Origin of the sequence: uncultured Veillonella sp. (assembly GCF_905209685.1) — a bacterium.
GTDB lineage: Bacteria > Bacillota > Negativicutes > Veillonellales > Veillonellaceae > Veillonella.
In genome coordinates, this window is record NZ_CAJLUB010000019.1 from 1 (window position 1) to 19,834 (window position 19,834).

Consider the following 19,834-nt stretch of genomic DNA (forward strand, 5'->3'; position numbering starts at 1 on the left):
ATCTGTACTTTATGGTTATCCTTCTATGGTTCTACGTGATGATGCCACTATGGCGGGCCATGGTGAAAGTCATTTTAAAACGCCCAGTATTTTGGATGGTCTTACTATTTGTTATCCAAGTTGGTATCGATTATGTTTCATCTTACATGTTGGGCCGTTGGGTAACAGAACACCTTAGCAATAATCCTGTCTTGAAATATCTCTTTGATATGAGACTCAACTATTGGGTTATCCATTATGTGTGGATATTCTTGCTAGGGGCTGTATGTGCTGAACGATATGAAACGGTATGCGAATACATGTGGCGCTATCGCTACTTGTTAGGTGTTAGTGCAGTAGGTTCTATATTGTTAATGCTCGGATCCTATTACTATGTCATGGACGTATGGCATTATACAGTACTAGAAGCCATTTATACGGTTCATCAAATGAGTCCAATGGGTGTCCTCTATACGGGATTGGGAACGCTCTTTAGTTTGTTCTTGTTCCAAACCTTACCAATGAATGCGACTATGGAGTCCACTTGGTCAGAAATAGGGGATAAGTCCTACGGCATTTATTTAGCACATCCATTCTGGTTGTTAATCATCTCTGGCGTGATGGCTAAATACAATCTTTTATATACCGTGGTCAACGTGCTGGCTATGTATGTGATGGCGCTAGGCCTGTCCTATTTGACTGCCGTGACATTAAACCATGTACCTAAACCATTACGTAAATTTATATTGGGACATTAATAATATACATCCGCTAGGATATAGTTTTTAGCTATGGCATCCTAGCGGATTTTTGTATATCTAAGTTATATCTTTCACAAAGTAAAGTGTGAAAATTTGAAAGTAATTGTGATATAATAAGTCCATGATGATTACTACTTGATAGAGTAACGATATAGAAAAAGAGGTGCTCCTATGCAAGAATTAACATATTTTAATGGCGAGTTTGTTGAACCAGGTGCCAAAGTTATCAGTATTGATGACCGTGGCTATTTGTTTGGTGACTCTGTATACGAAGTGGTACGTGTTGTAAAAGGCCGTTGCTTCGCATTGTCTTACCATCAAGATCGCTTGTATCGCTCTATGCGTGAAATGGATATTCCCGTAAAAATGACCCCAGATGATTTAACAGAATTGCACGAAATTTTAATCGAGCAAAGTGAAATCAAAGAGGGCTATATTTATTTGCAAATCTCTCGTGGTGTAGCGCCACGTCATCATGCATATGATCGTTCTAAACTAGAACCACAAATGCTCATGTCTATCCGTAATTTGGATATGGATGCAGTTAATAAATTGGGTGAAGGTGTAAAAGCAATCGCATTGCCTGATGAACGTTGGGACCATGTAGATGTTAAGACTACTAACTTGATTCCAAATATTTTGGCTCAAACTAAAGCAGAAAAGAAATTTGCTTATACAGCTATGTTATTCCGCGATGGCATCTGTACAGAAGGTGCTACATCTAATGTATTTGCTGTAAAAGATGGTATCTTGTATACGCACCCAGCAGATAATCATATCTTAAAAGGTATTACGCGCCAAATGATTTTGACTCGCGTAGCACCGTCTCTAGGTATCACCGTTATTGAAAAAGAATTCGACCGCGCCTTTGTAGATGATGCGGATGAATTATTCTTTACCGATACAATTGGTGGTGTCATCCCAATTACTAAGCTAGACAGAAATCCAGTATCTGGTGGTAAACCAGGTGCTATTACACTTCGTCTACGCGAAGCATTAGAAAAATTGATGGAAGAAGGTTTGCCTTAATAGGTTATCTACTTTCATAGAATGGTAAACTTTTACCTTAAGAAAGGACATTATTTTGATTCAATTACAACACATTAGTAAAGTCTATGAAGGCGCTAGTCGTGTGGAAGCATTAAAAGATATTAGCCTTGACGTTAAAGAAGGTGAAATCTTTGGCATTATCGGTCAATCTGGGGCCGGTAAATCCACATTGATTCGATGCATCAATATGCTCGAAGCTCCTACATCTGGCTCTGTTATCGTTAATGGTACAGATTTAACAACACTTAGTAAATCCGATTTGCGTAAAGCGCGCAAAGATATCGGCATGATTTTCCAACATTTTAACCTATTGTCCTCTCGTACTGTATATGACAATGTGGCATTCCCATTGGAACTACAAGGGATGAGCAAATCTGAAATCAAGGAACGCATTATGCCAATTCTTGATATCGTAGGCCTTACCGACCGTATGAACAACTATCCATCTCAATTGTCTGGTGGTCAAAAACAACGTGTTGGTATTGCTCGTGCCTTAGCTTCTAATCCAAAGGTTCTTCTTTGTGACGAAGCTACATCTGCCCTTGACCCACAAACAACAGAATCCATTTTGAAATTGTTGAAAGACATCAATGAAAAAATGGGCCTTACTATTGTACTCATCACACATGAGATGCATGTTATCCGTGAAATCTGTGATCGCGTAGCGGTTATTGAAGGCGGTGTCATTCTCGAAGAAGGCTCCACTGTTGAAGTATTTACACATCCACGAGAAAATACTACAAAAGAATTTATTAGTTCTGTAGTCAGTGAAAACTTGCCACCAGAAGCTTTGGAGCACTTGGAATTGCACGACCAATGGGTTGGTGGTACAGCTCCATTAGTGCGCCTTAAATTTACAGGCCAAGCTACGGATGAACCTGTAGTAGCAGGCCTTGTACGCCGCTTTAACCTCGATGTAAGCATCCTTTTCGGTGGTATTGATTACATCCAAAATACATGCGTTGGTCGCCTCATTGTTATCTTGAATGGTGATCCTGAAAATGCACAAGAGGGCTTAGACTACATCAAAACATTACCAATTGAAAGCGAGGTGATCGGTTATGTCAGAGCAAATAATTAACCTTCTCATAACTGGTACCCTTGATACATTGCAAATGACCATTATCTCTACGATTATGGCTATGTTGCTTGGTATTCCTCTCGGGGTTGTTTTGGTAGTCACATCTAAGGGCCATATTTTAGAAAATGTAGCGCTTAATAAAGTATTAGGTGCCATCGTCAATGCAACGCGTTCCGTACCATTCATCATCTTGATGGTAGCTATCATTCCATTTACGCGTATGGTAGTAGGTACATCTATTGGTACAACAGCTGCTTGTGTACCGTTAACAATTGCGGCGATTCCATTCTTGGCGCGCCTTGTAGAAACATCTATTAAAGATATTAACTTTGGTGTTATTGAGGCGGCTCAATCTATGGGTGCAAGCCCACTCCAAATTATTTGGAAGGTTTTATTACCTGAAGCATTGCCTACCATTATCGACAATGTAACGGTTCTTATCGTTAACCTTATCGGTTACTCTGCAATGGCTGGTGCTATCGGCGGCGGTGGCCTTGGTGATATTGCTATCCGATATGGTTACCAACGTTTCCAAGCTGATATCATGATTGCTACCATCATCATCTTGATCATTTTGGTACAATTAGTACAAATGATTGGTGATGCTTGGTCTAAAGCGATGAATAAGAAGTAGGAGGACCCTATGAGCATCAATGAAAAATTGAGAAGTCAGCAAAACGATGAGTTATTCACCGCTATTTTAACGCTTGAAAATACAGAGGAATGCTATGCATTCTTCGAAGATATCTGTACGATTAATGAATTGAAAGCTCTATCTCAACGCTTACAAGTAGCTAAAATGTTACGCGCAGGTGATAGCTATGAAAAAATCGTAGAAGAAACAGGCGCAAGCACGGCTACCATTAGTCGTGTGAAACGATGCTTAGTCTATGGTGCTGATGGCTATACATTAGCCCTTGATCGTCTAGGTGCAAAATAACATAAACATGCATGACAACGGTGGCCTTTTGGCGACCGTTGATGTGCTATCTGTAGGAGGTTTATATGGAGTGGCTTATTGAGGTAACGGGGTTACCCTTTGATATCCTAATTCTCGTTTTGCTCGCTGTAGCAGGTGCCTTTGCAGGCTTTGTAGACTCCATTGTGGGCGGTGGGGGCCTAATTTCTGTTCCTGCTATGCTATTGACGAATCTTCCACCCAGTATGGCATTAGGTAGTAATAAATTATCTAGTATCTTTGGTGCTGGTAGTGCGTCAATTACATTCTTAAGAAATCATATGGTTGATTTCTCCTTGGTCCGCAAATTACTACCCTTTACATTTATAGGATCCATGCTTGGTACCTTAGCCGTCGTATCGTTGCCACCGTTATATGTAAAACCTATCATTATTGTCCTTCTTGTTGGTGTCACACTATTTGTGGTATTTAAAAAGGACTGGGGCGAGGTGAATCGTACGTCTCAGGTGGCGGGCAAAGCATTATATATATGTATGGCTTTTGCTCTTGGTATTGGTATTTATGATGGCTTTATTGGACCTGGTACAGGTACGTTTTTGATTATGGGCTTTATCTTTACTGGTTTTGATTTCTTACATGCTTCTGCGAATGCAAAAATATTGAATTTTACTAGTAATTTAGCATCCTTACTTGTGTTCTTATACTTAGGGCACGTTAATATTAAATACGGCCTTGCTACAGGGGCAGGTCAAATTATAGGCGCTTATTTAGGATCTCATTTAGCTATTGCTAAGGGTTCCTCATTAGTACGTGTTGTGTTCTTGTCGGTAACGACAGTGATGTTGTTGAAATTGGTCTATGACTATGTTTCAACATTGTAGGAGGGCAAGGTATGCCTCATAAAAGTGATGTACAAGTGGCATTGATTAGTGGTGGCACATCGGGAATCGGATTTGCTACGGCAAAATTGCTTCTTAAAGAAGGCTGGTGTGTTGTTATCAATGGTCGTGATGAAAAATCAGGACAAAAGGCTAAGATGAAATTGCGCCGCTATTCTTCAAGGGTGCAGTACATCCAAGGTGATGTATCTAAAATTGAAGATTGTCAGCGTATTGTAAAAGAAACAGTCAAACTATTTGGCGGTGTATCTGCTCTCGTAACAGCCGCAGGCTACTATGAAGAAGAATTACTATCTGATGTAACAGAGGCTGCTTTTGATGAAATGTTTGGCACCAATGTGAAGGGAACGGTCTTCTTGTGCCAAGCTGCACTACCCTATTTGCGCTCTACAAAGGGCAGTATCGTAACGGTAGCCAGTGATGCAGGCTTGCAAGGTAATGTAGCTTGTTCTGTATACGGCGCTTCAAAAGGGGCGGTGGTGAGCTTTACAAAATCTCTATCCCTAGAAATGGCACCGCATAATGTGCGTGTTAACTGTGTATGTCCAGGTGATGTAGATACATCCTTAGTAGATAAGCAAATTGCCAATGCTCAACAAGATGCAGAGGCTGCTAAGGCTGAAATGGGGCAACATTACCCATTAGGTCGTATTGGTCAACCTCATGAAATCGGAGAGGTAATTGTATTTTTATTGAGTAGTAAAGCGTCCTTTGTAACGGGTGCTGCGTGGACTATCGATGGTGGTCTCACTAGTTGGTAATATTGAAAATCTTGGATAATATTTTGCTTTTTAAATTTTAGGAGAATTGTAAAAATTCATTCCCCTTATACCAATAGAATGGTATAATAATACTAATAATATGACCTATAGTTGGTTCACAACAAAGGAGAATACTTATGGCAGAATATAATGGCGTAACACTTGAGCCACTTATGGATGGTTCTCAAGATCGTGACTATCAAGTTGAACAATTTATTTTCTGGGGTGCAGGTCGTGCGGCGGCTTTAGCATTGTCCCCTAAATTCAGCAGTGTTGCTTTGTGCGCCAATGCAACGTATATGGTAACTCGCATTGCCCATCTTTACGATGTAGAATTGCAATCTGGTGCCGTAGTGGGTCTAGTTGGTGGTCTTAGCACAGCTGTAGGTACAGCTGCTGTATCCCTTTTGATCCCTCTTAAAGCAGTTCGTGTACCGGTTGCTATCGGTTTGACATATGCAATTGGTAAAATTGCACATATCTGGATCCAAGATGGTATGCCTTCTGATATCGAACGTTATAAACCAATGGTTGCAGAATTCCTTGAAAGCGGTAAAGCTATTGCTGGTGACATCATTCGTGATGCAAGCGCTAGCATTCCTTTCACACAAGGTCAACGTGACGTTTGGGCTGGTATTGCTAATGAAACAGGTCTTGCTAAAGAGACATTGAAACAAGTTTACGAAGAAAAAGTAACACCTGCTATCGATAAATGGAATACAGAAACTAAATATCAACTCCATGACAATGCAGCGGAAGTTGTAGCAAAAGTATCTGATGCAGCGAAAGAAAAAATCGACGCTGCTAAAGAAAATATTGATGTAGCCAAAGAATTGGCTAAAGGTGGCGTAGAAGTGGCTAAAGCTTCTGCACAAGCTGCAGTAGAAACTGCAAAAACTAAAGCTAATGATGCTGTAGAAACAGCCAAAGATGTTGCTGCAAACACTGTTAACACAGCAAAAGATAAAATTGGTGGTTTGCGCAAATAGGCGCTAAAGGATTATTACGATGAATCCATTAAAGATTATTACATATGGTAAGTATTTTAACGAATCTAAATTCGTCGCTTTTTTAGGGCGATATGGTAAAAAGCTTGCCTTTGTACAACGAGCAGTGACCTTGTTCCTCTGCATGCGTGACAAGGACACTCCAAAATATGTAAAAGCAGTCATTGCTGGTGCCTTAGGGTATCTCGTGTTACCTATTGATATTGTACCGGATACAATTCCTGTATTAGGTTGGGTAGATGATGTAGCAGTACTTGGCCTTGCCTTCAAGGTTGCCAATCGTTACATCAAAACTAGTCATCAAGAAGAGGCAAAAAAATACTTCCCATTTGGTGGCAGTAACTAGCTTTTAACCATAAAGGCAGTTTGATCCGTTGCGGTTGAACTGCCTTTATTTATTTGACACACTAAAGTAATAGATATACAATGAAAATTGTATTCTATAAAAAGAGAAGGAAAAATTTATGCATATTGCTTCAGTAAATGTACGCTTTTACGAAACCGATATGATGGGTATTGCGCACCATAGTAACCATTTTAGATGGTTTGAACTGGCGCGCATTGAATTCCTTCGTAAAATCGGTGTAACCCTGTGGGATATGATGAATGAGGATATTGTATTTCCTATTATGAATGTATCCTGCAATTATAAAGAACCAGCAAATTTCGATGATGAGCTACATATCGAAACCTATTTGGTTAAGATGACGCGTGCTCAAATGGTATTTCGATATCGTATGCGCCGTGCCAGTGATGGTGCTCTCCTAGCTACGGGGGAGACTAAGAATGCATTTATGTCAAAATCAACAGGTAAAATTGTGCGATTAGACGACACTTTTTATCAGCCTATGTTAGCAGCTGTTGAGGAGATGCCTAATGAGTAATGTACAACAATTGCCTATCGGTGTATTTGACTCCGGTGTAGGCGGGCTATCTGTTTTAAAGGTCTTACAAGAACAATTTCCTAACGAAGACTTCATCTATATTGGCGACAATGCGAATAATCCTGTAGGGAATCGCAGTGATGATGAAATTACATATTTAGCTTGTCGTATTGCAGAGGCTCTTGAAAAACAGCCTGTTAAATTGATGGTCATTGCTTGCAATACGTTTACTGTTGTAGCCCTTGATGCGGTGCGCGAACGCGTATCTGTACCAGTTATTGGTGTGTCACAAGGTGTGAAAACAGCGATTAGTCAAAGCAAAAGCAAGACGATTGGTATCATGGCGACGGTAGCGACTGTGAATAGTCATATTCATAAACATGTAGCACTTGAAGTTGATCATGAAGTGTTTGTTTGGGAACAACCTTGTCCTGAACTAGCAGGCCTCATCGAGCAAGGTCATTTAGATGACTTCTTTGTACGTGATGTATGTACTGATTATTTAGAGCCTTTATTGTCTCGAGAAATTGAGGTCGTAGTGTTGGGCTGTACACATTTCCCATTTGTACAACCTTTGCTAGAGGAGCTAACGTCAGGGCGCATTCAATTTATCGACCCTGCTTTTGAAACAAGTGAGTTAGTTCGTCGTAGATTAGAGAGTAAGGATTTGATTAATCCTCAAAAATCTGCAGGCACTGTGACATTGTATTTTACAAAGGATGTAGAGCTTGGTGATACATTGAGTGCTTCCTTCCTCGATACAAATTGTCGTACTATTGAACATATTACATTGTAAAGGAGATGCCCTATGTGGTTTTATAACATCCTAAGTGTAGTAATAGGTATTATTGTAGCTATTGCCGCTTTGTATTTATTATTCCGTTTGTTCGTATTGAAACAAGGTAATGAAAAGGTTATCTTGTTGCCAAAACGTGCGACAAACTTCCAAGTATCTGATCGTAATTTTGAATCCATTACCTTGTTCTGTGACATTCCATTTGTGAACAAAGGCCGTCAACTTGGTACAATTATGGATTTGTTCCCACGTCCATTGTTGCCAGAGGAACATTTTGATGCGGTAAAAGTAGATGCATGGGCTATGGACATTAATCGTCCTCGTCATGATGGCTATTTTGAAGCAGTTATCATCAAACCTCGCAAAGGCGGTACTATTCGTGTATTCGTTACATTGACAGGTAAAAATGGCAATATTCGTGAAGATATTAAGGGCTTCCCTTATATGGACATCGATATTTACTACCAAATCGTAGGCCGTACAGATTATCATATCGATAAACAACGTATTCGTTTGACTGCTGAAGAAGTTCAAGCAGCATTGGTTCAATAAGGAGGCATAACAATGGCAGAATTAGAGTTAGTATGTGTGCCAACACGTATTCTTACAGATAATGATGACATCGTGGATGCTATCGTTGAATTTGGCGGTCATAACATTGGACCTGAAGATATCGTTTGTGTAGCTGAATCTGTAGTAGCTATTACACAAGGTCGTTTTACACGTCCTGAAGAGCTAGATGTATGCTGGCAAGCTCGTTTGATCAATCGTTTTATCCATCCAGATGGTTCTATGGCATCCATTTACGGCATGCAATCCGCTATGAACTTGGATGGTAAATGGAAAGTATTAGGTGCCTTTATTTTAGGTGCTATTGCTAAAATTTTCCGCAAACCAGGTGTATTCTATGCAATTGCTCGTGCAGCATCCTTAACTGATGACGTAACCGGCACAATGCCTCCATTTGATAAGCACATTGTATTTGGTCCAAAGGATCCAGATAAAGTAGCTGAGAAAATCGTATCTCGCACAGGCTGTTATGGCGCTGTTGTAGCTGACGTTAATGATTTGAAACGTTCCGCTGTATTAGGTACAAGCCGTGGCATTGACGGTAACAAAATTGCACAATTATTGATCGATAATCCATTTGGTAATGATAGCCAAATGACTCCGATTGTTATCATTAAAAATTACGCATCTGTATCTGGTAAATAACAGAAGGCTGTACTCATCACATAGAGATGGGTACAGCCTTTTTATATATTGTGAAAGTTAAAGGAGGTTATATGTTACTAGGTTTAGATGTAGGTGGTACTTTCACAGATGCGGTCATCATCGACGGTCATCGTGTAGTAGCATCTGCTAAAAGACGGACTACGAAGGATAATCTAATGCAAGGAATAGGTGAGGCATTAGATGCAGTTTTGACAGGCTGTAATACATCAAATATTGAACAAGTTACTCTATCCACTACAGTGGTAACAAATACCATTGTAGAACAGAAGGAACAAGTAGTAGATCTCTATGTAGTAACTGGGCCTGGTCGTAACGTAGACGATATATTCCCTGTGAGTCCTATATATCTTCAAGGCTATACAGATCATAGAGGGATTGTGGTAGAAAGCACACCTCTAAATGCAGTGCGAGATATTGCTAAAATGGTTCAATCCCGTAGTGGCACTGATTTAGCCGCTGTATCTGCTAAATTTGGGGTACGAAATCCTCAAGAGGAACTATCGATAACAGAAGAACTGAAAGATAAGTATAATACCATTTCTAATGGCAGCTTATTAAGTGGCTCTTTGAATTTCCCTCGCCGTACCATTAGCGCCTATTTTAATAGTGCTGTTACACCTGTATTTACTATTTTTAAATGTAATGTTGAAGAGGCCCTTAGCATTCGTAATATTAAGGCTCCACTCCATATTTTGAAAGCTGATGGCGGTTCCTTGCCTATGGAGCATATGGTGAGTCGACCTGTAGAGACTGCTTTTACGGGACCTGCAGCTACTGTGCTTGGCTTATCTGCCCTTGGTGCAATTGGTGAAGAGCATACAGTTGCTTTAGATATTGGGGGCACTACAACGGATATTTCTCTGTGGAAACACGGCAAACCATTAATGACGAAAAATGGTGTATCCATCCGTGAGTACCCTAGTGCAGTTCGATCCTTTGCAGTTACCTCCGTCGGTATTGGTGGTGAATCTGTGGTTCGCATAGTAGATGGTGACGTTACAGTCGGACCAGAACGGGTGGGCCCATCGGCGGCCTTAGGTGGCGCGGAACCTACATTAGGGGATGCACTCATTGTACTGGGCCATGCAAACTATGGTGATATGAAGCTAGCCATCCAATCTATGGAGGCATTAGCCAATAGATTACCTGCGTCATTACATGACAGCTTAACATCTGACTCGACTAAAGTTCAACAGCAATTAGGTGATTCTATTACGGCTTCTGATGTGGCACGCTTAATAGTCAATAAGGCATTAGAAACAATTCAGCATGGTATAGATGAGGTGGTAACGGCAGAGAATAAACGACCTATTTATGTAGTGGCGGATATTGTGAATCCCGATGTATTTGTACCTGCTCAAATCGTTGTAGTAGGCGGTACGGCGCCTAGCTTAGGACCAAGTATCGGCGAGTATTTGAATGTGACTGTTACAATTCCAGAGAATGCGGCGGTGGCTAATGCTATCGGTGCGGCCTTAGCGTTATCGACTATTGAACTTACGGTTCACGTCGATACAAAACGGCGGTTACTAGTCATTCCTGAATTAGGGATTAAGCAACAAACCTGTACCTTGCAGCGGGTAGAACAAGTTGTGGAACGTGCTAAAGAGGCCCTTAGTGAAGAAGCATTGCGGTTAGGCCTTGGTAAGGACCAAGATATAGAGGTGATTAGTATCGAAGACTTCCCTGTAGTAGAGGGCTGGCAATCGATGGAACGGTTAATCACCGTGAAAGTACAACTAGCAGCGGGGGTGAAACAGTATGTGGAATAAAGGACTATCCTATCGCGAGCGTCATGGACTTGGACACAAGGGTACAAATGAAGGCATTCATACAAATGTAGGTGATACGCTACATACTGATAGAAATGCGTCAAAACATAGTCTAGGTTTAGTATTTTTTCCTGCCTTTGACTGGAAGATTTCTGAAACCCATCCAGAACGACAAGAGAGATTACTGTACACTCGGGATCAAATCGTAGAGGAAGGCTTATTAGATATACCTAATATTAAAGAATATAATCCTATCGTTGCTGATTGGGATACCATAGAGCGTGTCCATGTGGGCGCCCCTGATTTAGAATCTTGGGTAACGGAAGCACATCGCGTATCTGCGGGCGGTGCTATTGCGGCTGCTGATGCGGTTATGCGAGGTGAAGTAGATCGTGCCTTTGCCCTCGTTAGACCTCCAGGGCATCATGCAATGGCCATGGTGCATGGTATTCGTGGATTTTGTACCATAAATATTGAAGCCGTCATGATTCAGCATATGCGCCAAACCTATGGTATTAAACGCGTTGCTGTGGTAGATACAGATGTACATCATGGCGATGGCTCTCAAGATGTGTTCTATCATGATCCAGATACGCTATATATTAGTTTCCACCAAGATGGACGGACCCTATATCCTGGAACAGGCTTTATGGATGAATTTGGTGGACCACAAGCCATCGGTGGCAATATAGATATCCCATTACCGCCAGGAACAGGTGACGAAGGCTTGATGAAGGTCATGCGTGAACTCGTATTACCTATCTTAGAAGAGTTTAATCCAGATATTGTTATTAACTCTGCAGGACAAGATAATCACTTTAGTGATCCTTTGGCAAATATGCAGGTTACGGCAAAGGGCTATGCTGAGCTTGTTGATTTACTACAAGCCGATATAGCTGTCTTAGAAGGTGGTTACTCCGTACAAGAGGCGTTACCTTATGTAAATACAGGTATTATTTTATCCATGGCAGGCCTTGATTACAGTAAGGTCGTAGAACCTGCCTTTGACCCTGTTAAATATAAGCAAAGCCAAAACGTAACAGCTTATATAGATGACCTCATCGCTAAATGGAAGGTCCAATGGGCGAATCGTCATAAGATGGCCGAAGAGGAACGTACCGGTGTAGGTGATATATGGTCGAACCGCTACAATGTGTACTATGATGAAACGGGCGTACAAGAGGAACGACTTGAAAAGGTGCGCATGTATGAAGATAAGGTGGGCTGGCATAGCGTACTTTCACGAGGCCAATACGGACCTTATGGACCACAAAGCGTATATGCTATGTTTATCCCTTGGCAAGCGAACGAAGGTACTCGTCAAGATGCGATTGCAGAGGCTGAAAAGGCTAAAGCAGAAGGTGGAGCTAGCCGCTATGTTGTGGTCGATCCACTTGGTGCAGGCCAATATGAACTATGATCGTGATTCTTATAACATGGTAGAGATTCTTATAATATGGTAGAGATTCTTATAATATGGTAAGGATTTTTTATAGAAATGCACCGTATTATGTTCACAACGGACATTACAATCCGATTCATGGTAATAAAAAATAGTTAACATGTGATATAATAAGAAGAAATAACGCCCCTTTGTGTAAGGGGCGTTCTAATGTTTAGTTTTAGAATGGTGAGGTTCCTATGCGCAGTGATAATAGAACAGCAGGTCAATTGCGACCTATTAAAATAACACGGAATTTTACAGAGTATGCAGAAGGTTCTGTACTCATTGAGTGCGGTAAGACTAAGGTTATCTGCACGGCTACTGTGGAGGATTCTGTGCCGCGCTGGCTAAAAGGTTCTGGCCAAGGATGGGTAACAGCCGAATATTCTTTGTTGCCACGTTCTACGCAAACTCGTGTAAGCCGTGAGGCGGCAAAGGGGAAACAAACGGGCCGTACCGTAGAAATTCAACGTCTTATCGGCCGTGCATTGCGCGCTGTCGTAGACCTTGAAGCTCTTGGTGAACGTTCTATTACAATCGACTGCGACGTTATCCAAGCCGATGGTGGTACGCGTACAGCCTCTATTACAGGTGCCTTTGTGGCCCTTGTTGATGCGGTGGACTTCACCTTTGGTGGAGCCGGTAAATTCCCAATTACTGATTTCTGTGCCGCTATTTCCGTAGGGATTGGTCCTGAAGGTCCTATTACAGATCTTTGCTATGAAGAGGACAGTGCTGCTATCGTTGATATGAATGTGGTGCGCATAGGCTCTGGCAATATGGTTGAGGTACAAGGTACAGGCGAACACGGTACCTTTAACCGTGATGAACTCAATGCATTACTTGATTTAGCAGAGGCTGCTACCGATGAGCTCATGGCTAAACAACGTGAAGTACTTGGTGCGACAGCAGATAAGGTAGGTAAGGTATATCCTACAGCTCCGGAGGTGTAAGATGGAACAAATCGTATTAGCTACAGGAAATAAAGGAAAAATTCGTGAGTTTTCCGAGGCGTTCTCTCATTTATCTATTGATTGTGTGCCAGTAAAAGAGGTCATTTCTATCGAGGAACCAGAGGAAACTGGTACAACATTTATGGAGAATGCTCTTTTGAAAGCCTATTACTACGCAAAGGCTACAAATCGTCCATGCCTTGCGGACGATTCTGGCATCACTGTAGATGCTCTCAATGGGGCACCAGGTGTATATTCTGCTCGTTATGCAGGTCATCACGGTGATGATCAAGCTAATAATGAAAAATTGATTCGTGAGCTTCAAGGTAAAAGTGACCGCACAGGTCATTATGTGTGTGCTTTGGCTCTTGTATATCCTGATGGCCGTGAAGTGACAGCGGAAGGCTATTGTGATGGCCTAGTCCAAGACGAACCAAAAGGGGATAACGGCTTTGGCTATGATCCATATTTCTATGTGCCTGAGTTTAAGAAAACAATGGCTGAACTTAGCATCGAAGAAAAGGAAAAGATTAGTCATCGTGGCCGTGCATTACGCGAATTAATTAACAAGCTTTGATATTTTCGAACTATATGGTATAGTTCATATAAATATGTAATATAATAGTATTAGAGAACTTATAAAATGAAACGAATTGGTATTTTGAGTGATACCCATGGGTATCTAGAGGATATTGACCTCGTCTTAGAGGCTACAGCAGATCAAGACATCGATATGTGGCTTCACGCTGGTGACTTTGGTGATGATGCTCGTTACATGCAGGAGCATACGGATATTCCTGTGTATGCAGTGCGTGGCAATAATGACCGTGTACAACCTCTTGAGCCACGAGAGCAGTTAATCCCGTTAGAGGATACCTATATTTACATGACTCATGGTCATGAGGTATCATATTATAATCGTATACAAAAACTGATTGAGTTAGGAACTGATATGGGGGCACGACTTATTGTATCTGGCCATAGCCATCATCATGGTGAGGTTCGTGTTCGTGATGCGGTATTCGTAAATCCTGGCAGTATTTCGTTGGCTCGTGACCGCTCTGGTGGTACCTTTGCCATCGTTACCTACAATAATGGACAGTTTGATGTAGAGTTTGTGTATAAACAAGATATTGTTTAGTTATATGGTGAAGGCTTCAAGCTGTAACGTCTTGAAAAGCTTTCAAAAAAATAGTAAGTCTATGCATGGAAAGGGTTATGACATATCATGGATACACCAGTTAAAGCAAAGCCTAAAATGAAATTATATGGTTTTAATAATCTCACAAAGACATTGAGTTTTAATATTTATGATATTTGTTATACTCGTACAGAAGAAGAGAAAAAACAATACATTCAGTACATTGATGAAGTATACAATGCAGATCGCTTAACAGCTATCTTAACAGAGGTTAGCCATATTATTGGTGCTAACATTCTTAACGTGGCGAAACAAGACTATGATCCACAAGGTGCATCTGTAACAATTCTGATTTCTGAAGAGGAAATTGAAAAAGAAGATGTTGTAATGCATCTTGATAAATCTCACCTTACTGTACATACCTATCCTGAAAGCCATCCGCACAAAGGGATTAGTACATTCCGTGCAGATATTGAAGTGTCCACATGTGGTCAAATCTCTCCACTTAAAGCACTTAACTATTTAATTCAAAGCTTTGATTCCGATATCCTTACATTGGATTACCATGTACGTGGCTTTACACGTGACGTATCTGGTAAGAAAATCTATATCGATCATCGCATCAATTCTATCCAAAACTACATCAATGCAAAAACTCGCAACATGTACAACATGATTGATGTAAACGTATACCAAGAAAATATTTTCCATACAAAAATGATGTTAAAAGAGTTTGATTTAGATAATTACCTATTTGGCATTACTGAAGCTGAATTGAGCGAACGAGAAATCAAACAAATTAAACATCAATTGAAGCAAGAAATGATGGAAATTTTCTATGGCCGTAACTTGCCATCCGTAAAAGCATAAATAAAAATGTATATTTTGTATGCTCTTTGTCCTATTAGATAATGTGTATATAATACCAAAGTAGATAAGCCCTATATGGCTTATCTACTTTTTGTTTAGTTATCATTTTTATTACTAGTATAAATTAATAGAATTTAATTCTAAAATGTTCGAAAAACTATATCGAAAAAACTTGAATTGTTATATATCATTTTGTATAATACAATTAGTTAAAGGTATTAAATACCGACTCAAAAGAGTCCGAGTTTATCCACAAAGGAGAATTATTATGGACGTACGTGAATTAGCTGTACAAAAAAAACGTGAATTAAAAGGTTTCCTTACTGTAGGAACTAAATATGAATTAAAAGACGCTCATGATTTATCTGTAGCTTACACACCAGGTGTAGCAGAACCATGCTTGCGTATTAAAGATAATGAAGCAGAATCCTTCGAATTAACTTGCCGTTCCAACATGGTTGCCGTTGTATCCGACGGTACTCGTGTACTTGGTCTTGGCGATATCGGCGCTGCAGCAGCATTGCCTGTAATGGAAGGTAAATCCTTATTGTTCAAAAAATTCGGCGATGTAGACTGCATTCCATTGGTTGTAGATACAAAAGATGCTGATACTTTGATTAACACAGTAAAATTATTGCAAAAGAACTTTGCTGGTATTAACTTGGAAGATATTTCTTCTCCTAAATGCTATGAAATCGAAAACCGTTTGAAAGAAGAATTGGAAATTCCTGTATTCCATGATGACCAACACGGTACAGCTATCGCTTGTTTAGCTGGTGTAAAAGGTGCTCTTCGCCTAGTTAAAAAAGACTTAGCAACAGCTAAAATCATTGTAAACGGTGCTGGTGCTGCTGGTGCAAACATCGCTCGTTTATTATATCTTGCAGGCGCTCGCGATATTACATTGTTAGTATCCTCTGGCGTATTGCACAAAGACTACAAACGTCTTGATTCCTTGCAATCTGAATTGATTGACTTGCTTAAACTTGAAGAAAAACATGGCAACTTGGCTGAAAATGCTAAAGGCGCTGACATTCTTCTTGGCGTATCTGCAGCAGGCGTATTCACAAAAGAAATTTTGGAAAACTTGGCTGACGATGCAATCGTATTCGCAATGGCTAACCCTAACCCTGAAGCAACATATGCTGATATGAAAGCAGCTGGCGTTCGTATCGCTGGTACTGGTCGTTCCGATGCTCCTAACCAAATCAACAACGTAGCAGTATTCCCTGGTATCTTCCGCGGTGCTATCGATGTTCGCGCATCCAAAATCACTGATGAAATGAAATTGGCTGCTGCTGAAGCATTGGCTCATTTGATTCCAGATAGCGAATTGAACGAAGAAAACATCATGCCATCCGTATTCGATCCTCGTGTAGCTCCAGCTGTTGCTAAAGCAGTTGCTGAAGTTGCTGTAAAACAAGGCATCGCTAAAAACCCTAAAGTAGTTGAAGACGGTAGCTACGAAGGTTAATTTTATAGCTAATCATTTGATTGCTTAATGGCTCAAAAGCTGTTTAAAACCTAAGTGAGATAATATAAACTATAATGACATGCACCTCGAAAGGGGTGCATGTTTTTTATATGTACTAATAAAATTTAAAAAATTAATGAAGTTGTAAAAAAGTACTTGTCACTAATTTGTATCAATGATATAATAATTTTCGTTGCAGAGCGATACTCAACAGAGTAAAAACTCAGCAAGAGTAGTGGTTGACATCAACTACCAGGTTTGCTATAATTAGCAAGTAATTAATGACGGGGCATAGCGCAGTTTGGTAGCGCACCTGGCTTGGGACCAGGGGGTCGCAGGTTCGAATCCTGCTGCTCCGACCATTTTTTTTTGCGGGTGTAGCTCAATGGTAGAGCCCCAGCCTTCCAAGCTGGTCGCGAGGGTTCGATTCCCTTCACCCGCTCCATTTTTTTTTGCCTTTTTTAGGGTAAAACGTAATATTGACGATATATAGTACATAATTTATACTATAATAGATAATTACATATATAGGTAATCCACATGGTTCAGTAGCTCAGTTGGATAGAGCAACGGCCTTCTAAGCCGTGGGTCGGGGGTTCGAATCCCTCCTGGATCACCAAAGAAATTAAGCGGATAGCTCGTAATGAGCTATCCGTTTTTTATATGTTAATGCTCCTAAAAGACAGCTAGTAATTATTTATGCTATAATGTTAAAAATGAAGAAAAAGTGAAGTGTTTTGACGTTGTAGTAAGGGGAATTTTAATGAAAAATATAGAGAAAATTTTTGATAAGATAGACCTTGATAATGCTAATCGAGATGAAGGCCGCCTATATGATTCCATACGTTGTTTTTTATTAGCTGCAACACCAGAGGAGATTGTTCGCCAAAAAACAATTGCATTCTTGCAACAGGAATTAGGGATACCTATTAATCGGATTTTTGTAGAAGAGTCAATGGCGCATACTAAAAAAGGAGCCCGTGGAAGAGCTGATATTGTTATCTACCGTGATGATGAGTGCACAGATGTACTAATGATTATAGAATGTAAGGCACCTCATATTAACGTGCTAGGTGATGAAGTATTTAATCAGGCTTCAGGATATAGAGAAATACTTAATGCAGATTATATTATGCTGGTGAATGGTATAGAGGCCATTATATATTATTATAATGATGGGGTATATCATGAAGTTAAGGAAATTCCTTTATTAGAGGAACTTTTAAAGAATGAAATTTCTTTTGTCGAACCAGAACCATTTGAGGCATTTAGATATGAAGAACTTATGTCAGATGAGTTTCAAGACGCCTTTACTGAAAACTGTGATATTAGTGAATATACGCCTCAATATATAAAAGGCTTTGCTCTTAATTTGATTAATCTAATTATTTTTAAAGAGATTAAAAATAGTAAGTTTTTGGAAAAAATAGGTGTATCCGAAGATTGCCGTGTAAGTATGCCACATTTTGGTAATAGTGGAGGTGGTAATTATCAAGCTTGGTCTCATATGTTTATTGCAAAAGATTATTTAAATAGAGACCAAGTTCTAGGTATTAGTATATGTGCTACGGCACATACAGAGAATGATCCACATTGGGGTAACCGTACTGGTACTACTCAATTAAATGTATCTATAACCAATAAAGAATCGAGACATCATTCCCTTCAATTAAACTTAGATAGGTGCTGTCGATATAATCCACTTACTAATATAGTAGATGTTACACATAACGGCTCTTTAACAAGCGGTAAAGGTGGAGCAGCTAAAAGAGCTGATGTTATTGCATATATTAAGGACCGTGCACCTGAGCTTGTCCATGATGATGAAATATATCTTGGTCGTCTAAATAATTCTCGTTTGCTAGAGTGGAAAGACCCTAATGTACAATCCTTTATAAGAAATTTATTACGTTATGCTGTTCTCCGTGATGGATTTAGAGCAGAATATAAAAAATCAAAATAATATTGTTAATCAAAGACCATTCATCGAATGGTCTTTTGTTTTTTATATAAATAACTCAAAAGTTCAAATTTAATTATCTCTCACAAACTCAGCATTTATCTATATTCTTGTCGTATAAATCTAATTAGTCAAAACAAAAGTCAAAAAAAAGTCAAAAAATTTTAATTTGACCTATTGACTTTTTGACTTAATCAGATTATTATAATGTCATAAGGTTGAAGAAACCTAGAAATAAAGCAAGAAATTAAACAGACTTAAAAAGTCAAACAGATATACTTGTAGTAAAAAAGTGAGGTAATTTATATGAACAACAACTTCAATAACTTTGGTAGCGACTTCGGTAGCATGAATGATTTGTTCAATCAATTGATGGGTAACATGGGTGGTTATTCCACAGAAAACCGTCGTTATAAAATTAATGGTCGTGAAGTGACTCCAGAAGAGTTTGCTTTCTATCGTCAAACTGGTCGTTTACCTTCTAATGAAGAAATGCAAGCTGCTCAAGCTGCACAACAAGGTAAAATGAAACAAGATGGTATCCTTGCCAAGTTAGGTACAAACTTAACTCAACAAGCTCGTGATGGTAAACTCGATCCTGTTATTGGACGTAATAAAGAAATCCAAGAAACAGCAGAAATCTTAGCACGTCGTACTAAAAACAATCCTGTACTCGTAGGTGATGCTGGTGTTGGTAAAACAGCTGTCGTAGAAGGCTTGGCACAAGCTATCGTCAATGGCGATGTTCCTGCAGCTATTAAAAATAAAGAAATTATTTCCATCGATATTTCTGGTTTGGAAGCTGGTACTCAATATCGTGGTTCCTTCGAAGAAAATATCCAAAACC

At 39.8% G+C, this 19,834-nt stretch carries 21 protein-coding genes, 3 tRNA genes and 1 pseudogene; all 25 read left to right on the forward strand.

What is annotated here, in order from left to right; all coding sequences use genetic code 11:
- Positions 1–737: acyltransferase family protein (locus QZ055_RS02970; protein WP_295824544.1), on the forward strand; the 737-nt coding region annotated here is incomplete at its 5' end.
- A gap of 174 nt (positions 738–911) precedes the next feature.
- A complete protein-coding gene (locus tag QZ055_RS02975) occupies positions 912–1,769 on the forward strand; it encodes an aminotransferase class IV (RefSeq protein ID WP_295824545.1) in 858 nt (285 codons plus the stop codon).
- A 55-nt stretch (positions 1,770–1,824) separates the two neighbouring features.
- Positions 1,825–2,871, forward strand: a complete 1,047-nt coding sequence (locus tag QZ055_RS02980; protein ID WP_295824546.1) for a methionine ABC transporter ATP-binding protein — start codon at positions 1,825–1,827, stop codon at positions 2,869–2,871.
- Entirely contained in the window at positions 2,852–3,505 is a 654-nt protein-coding gene (locus QZ055_RS02985) for a methionine ABC transporter permease (RefSeq protein ID WP_295782882.1), read from the forward strand. Before QZ055_RS02980 ends, QZ055_RS02985 begins: the two co-directional genes overlap by 20 nt.
- 9 nt (positions 3,506–3,514) lie before the next feature.
- Complete coding sequence (locus tag QZ055_RS02990) at positions 3,515–3,811, forward strand: YerC/YecD family TrpR-related protein (protein WP_004693609.1); 297 nt, start codon at positions 3,515–3,517, stop codon at positions 3,809–3,811.
- 65 nt (positions 3,812–3,876) lie between these two features.
- A complete protein-coding gene (locus QZ055_RS02995) occupies positions 3,877–4,671 on the forward strand; it encodes a TSUP family transporter (protein WP_295782884.1) in 795 nt (264 codons plus the stop codon).
- Positions 4,672–4,682: 11 nt separating this feature from the next.
- Complete coding sequence (locus tag QZ055_RS03000) at positions 4,683–5,450, forward strand: SDR family NAD(P)-dependent oxidoreductase (RefSeq protein WP_295824547.1); 768 nt, start codon at positions 4,683–4,685, stop codon at positions 5,448–5,450.
- A 137-nt stretch (positions 5,451–5,587) separates the two neighbouring features.
- Positions 5,588–6,439, forward strand: coding sequence for a hypothetical protein (locus tag QZ055_RS03005; RefSeq protein WP_295824548.1), 852 nt, complete (start codon positions 5,588–5,590; stop codon positions 6,437–6,439).
- Between the two features lie 19 nt (positions 6,440–6,458).
- Complete coding sequence (locus QZ055_RS03010; protein ID WP_105090236.1) at positions 6,459–6,803, forward strand: YkvA family protein; 345 nt, start codon at positions 6,459–6,461, stop codon at positions 6,801–6,803.
- 118 nt (positions 6,804–6,921) lie between these two features.
- Positions 6,922–7,341, forward strand: a complete 420-nt coding sequence (locus QZ055_RS03015) for a thioesterase family protein (protein ID WP_295206252.1) — start codon at positions 6,922–6,924, stop codon at positions 7,339–7,341.
- Entirely contained in the window at positions 7,334–8,137 is an 804-nt protein-coding gene (gene murI / locus QZ055_RS03020; RefSeq protein ID WP_295824550.1) for a glutamate racemase, read from the forward strand. The genes QZ055_RS03015 and murI overlap by 8 nt, the downstream gene beginning before the upstream one ends.
- A gap of 12 nt (positions 8,138–8,149) precedes the next feature.
- Positions 8,150–8,689, forward strand: a complete 540-nt coding sequence (locus QZ055_RS03025; RefSeq protein ID WP_295782896.1) for a hypothetical protein — start codon at positions 8,150–8,152, stop codon at positions 8,687–8,689.
- Positions 8,690–8,701: 12 nt separating this feature from the next.
- Positions 8,702–9,352 (forward strand): coenzyme F420-0:L-glutamate ligase, encoded by a 651-nt coding sequence (locus QZ055_RS03030; RefSeq protein WP_295206244.1) that lies wholly within the window; start codon positions 8,702–8,704, stop codon positions 9,350–9,352.
- 71 nt (positions 9,353–9,423) lie between these two features.
- The gene (locus QZ055_RS03035) at positions 9,424–11,145 is read left to right on the forward strand and encodes a hydantoinase/oxoprolinase family protein (protein WP_295824552.1); all 1,722 of its coding nucleotides are present in this window, start codon (positions 9,424–9,426) and stop codon (positions 11,143–11,145) included.
- Positions 11,135–12,565, forward strand: a complete 1,431-nt coding sequence (locus QZ055_RS03040; RefSeq protein WP_295824555.1) for a histone deacetylase — start codon at positions 11,135–11,137, stop codon at positions 12,563–12,565. The genes QZ055_RS03035 and QZ055_RS03040 overlap by 11 nt, the downstream gene beginning before the upstream one ends.
- Positions 12,566–12,786: 221 nt before the next feature.
- Complete coding sequence (rph, locus tag QZ055_RS03045; RefSeq protein ID WP_295824557.1) at positions 12,787–13,542, forward strand: ribonuclease PH; 756 nt, start codon at positions 12,787–12,789, stop codon at positions 13,540–13,542.
- Between the two features lies 1 nt (position 13,543).
- The gene (locus QZ055_RS03050; RefSeq protein WP_295824559.1) at positions 13,544–14,119 is read left to right on the forward strand and encodes an XTP/dITP diphosphatase; all 576 of its coding nucleotides are present in this window, start codon (positions 13,544–13,546) and stop codon (positions 14,117–14,119) included.
- A gap of 66 nt (positions 14,120–14,185) precedes the next feature.
- Complete coding sequence (locus QZ055_RS03055; RefSeq protein ID WP_295824561.1) at positions 14,186–14,683, forward strand: metallophosphoesterase; 498 nt, start codon at positions 14,186–14,188, stop codon at positions 14,681–14,683.
- A gap of 87 nt (positions 14,684–14,770) precedes the next feature.
- A complete protein-coding gene (gene speD / locus QZ055_RS03060) occupies positions 14,771–15,553 on the forward strand; it encodes an adenosylmethionine decarboxylase (RefSeq protein WP_105090243.1) in 783 nt (260 codons plus the stop codon).
- Positions 15,554–15,821: 268 nt separating this feature from the next.
- Entirely contained in the window at positions 15,822–17,027 is a 1,206-nt protein-coding gene (locus QZ055_RS03065) for an NADP-dependent malic enzyme (RefSeq protein ID WP_295824563.1), read from the forward strand.
- Positions 17,028–17,312: 285 nt separating this feature from the next.
- Positions 17,313–17,389: transfer RNA gene (locus QZ055_RS03070), tRNA-Pro, on the forward strand.
- 9 nt (positions 17,390–17,398) lie between these two features.
- Positions 17,399–17,472, forward strand: a tRNA-Gly gene (locus tag QZ055_RS03075).
- Positions 17,473–17,569: 97 nt separating this feature from the next.
- Positions 17,570–17,646 (forward strand) — tRNA-Arg (locus QZ055_RS03080).
- 144 nt (positions 17,647–17,790) lie between these two features.
- Positions 17,791–18,990 carry a type I restriction enzyme HsdR N-terminal domain-containing protein gene (locus QZ055_RS03085; RefSeq protein WP_295824565.1) on the forward strand — a complete coding sequence of 400 codons (1,200 nt, stop codon included), beginning with the start codon at positions 17,791–17,793 and terminating at the stop codon, positions 18,988–18,990.
- A gap of 303 nt (positions 18,991–19,293) precedes the next feature.
- Positions 19,294–19,834, forward strand: a pseudogene (locus QZ055_RS03090) (ATP-dependent Clp protease ATP-binding subunit); the annotation flags it as partial.

What these genes read in the sequence shown, in the direction of transcription:
- QZ055_RS03055 (WP_295824561.1), top strand. Translation starts at nt 14,186, where the DNA reads ATGAAACGAATTGGTATTTTGAGTGATACCCATGGGTATCTAGAGGAT.
- QZ055_RS02985 (WP_295782882.1), top strand. Translation starts at nt 2,852, where the DNA reads ATGTCAGAGCAAATAATTAACCTTCTCATAACTGGTACCCTTGATACA.
- murI (WP_295824550.1), top strand. Translation starts at nt 7,334, where the DNA reads ATGAGTAATGTACAACAATTGCCTATCGGTGTATTTGACTCCGGTGTA.
- QZ055_RS03015 (WP_295206252.1), top strand. Translation starts at nt 6,922, where the DNA reads ATGCATATTGCTTCAGTAAATGTACGCTTTTACGAAACCGATATGATG.
- QZ055_RS03050 (WP_295824559.1), top strand. Translation starts at nt 13,544, where the DNA reads ATGGAACAAATCGTATTAGCTACAGGAAATAAAGGAAAAATTCGTGAG.
- QZ055_RS03000 (WP_295824547.1), top strand. Translation starts at nt 4,683, where the DNA reads ATGCCTCATAAAAGTGATGTACAAGTGGCATTGATTAGTGGTGGCACA.
- QZ055_RS03025 (WP_295782896.1), top strand. Translation starts at nt 8,150, where the DNA reads ATGTGGTTTTATAACATCCTAAGTGTAGTAATAGGTATTATTGTAGCT.
- QZ055_RS03065 (WP_295824563.1), top strand. Translation starts at nt 15,822, where the DNA reads ATGGACGTACGTGAATTAGCTGTACAAAAAAAACGTGAATTAAAAGGT.
- QZ055_RS03085 (WP_295824565.1), top strand. Translation starts at nt 17,791, where the DNA reads ATGAAAAATATAGAGAAAATTTTTGATAAGATAGACCTTGATAATGCT.
- QZ055_RS03035 (WP_295824552.1), top strand. Translation starts at nt 9,424, where the DNA reads ATGTTACTAGGTTTAGATGTAGGTGGTACTTTCACAGATGCGGTCATC.
- QZ055_RS03010 (WP_105090236.1), top strand. Translation starts at nt 6,459, where the DNA reads ATGAATCCATTAAAGATTATTACATATGGTAAGTATTTTAACGAATCT.
- QZ055_RS03030 (WP_295206244.1), top strand. Translation starts at nt 8,702, where the DNA reads ATGGCAGAATTAGAGTTAGTATGTGTGCCAACACGTATTCTTACAGAT.
- QZ055_RS02990 (WP_004693609.1), top strand. Translation starts at nt 3,515, where the DNA reads ATGAGCATCAATGAAAAATTGAGAAGTCAGCAAAACGATGAGTTATTC.
- QZ055_RS03005 (WP_295824548.1), top strand. Translation starts at nt 5,588, where the DNA reads ATGGCAGAATATAATGGCGTAACACTTGAGCCACTTATGGATGGTTCT.
- speD (WP_105090243.1), top strand. Translation starts at nt 14,771, where the DNA reads ATGGATACACCAGTTAAAGCAAAGCCTAAAATGAAATTATATGGTTTT.
- QZ055_RS02975 (WP_295824545.1), top strand. Translation starts at nt 912, where the DNA reads ATGCAAGAATTAACATATTTTAATGGCGAGTTTGTTGAACCAGGTGCC.
- rph (WP_295824557.1), top strand. Translation starts at nt 12,787, where the DNA reads ATGCGCAGTGATAATAGAACAGCAGGTCAATTGCGACCTATTAAAATA.
- QZ055_RS02995 (WP_295782884.1), top strand. Translation starts at nt 3,877, where the DNA reads ATGGAGTGGCTTATTGAGGTAACGGGGTTACCCTTTGATATCCTAATT.
- QZ055_RS03040 (WP_295824555.1), top strand. Translation starts at nt 11,135, where the DNA reads ATGTGGAATAAAGGACTATCCTATCGCGAGCGTCATGGACTTGGACAC.